Source organism: Hyphomonas oceanitis SCH89, assembly GCF_000685295.1.
Classification (GTDB): Bacteria; Pseudomonadota; Alphaproteobacteria; order Caulobacterales; family Hyphomonadaceae; genus Hyphomonas; species Hyphomonas oceanitis.
In genome coordinates this window covers 1-232 of record NZ_ARYL01000186.1, presented here as the reverse complement: position 1 = coordinate 232, position 232 = coordinate 1, and the positions used below count along the sequence as shown (strand labels likewise).

1 protein-coding gene is annotated in these 232 nt (G+C 60.8%); it reads right to left on the bottom strand.

Features of this window, described 5'->3' with window-relative positions:
- The coding region (locus HOC_RS20850) for an efflux RND transporter permease subunit (protein ID WP_035542891.1) at nt 1-232 on the bottom strand (232 nt) is incomplete at both ends.

Genomic DNA, 232 nt, shown 5'->3' with positions numbered 1-232 from the left:
CCGATACGGGTGACGATCGACTTGATCTCCGGAAATGCGTCCAGCAGCCGCTTCTCGACCCGCGTTGTTGTTGCAGCGGCTTCTGTCAGCGAGATTGATGGAGCCATCGTGACCCGCAGGAGAATATCACCTTCCTCCAGCGAGGGGGTAAATTCCGAGCCCAGCCGCGAGCCGGCGAGCCCACCTGCCAAAAGAAGCACCGCAGCCATCACAATGGCTGCCATGCGTTGCC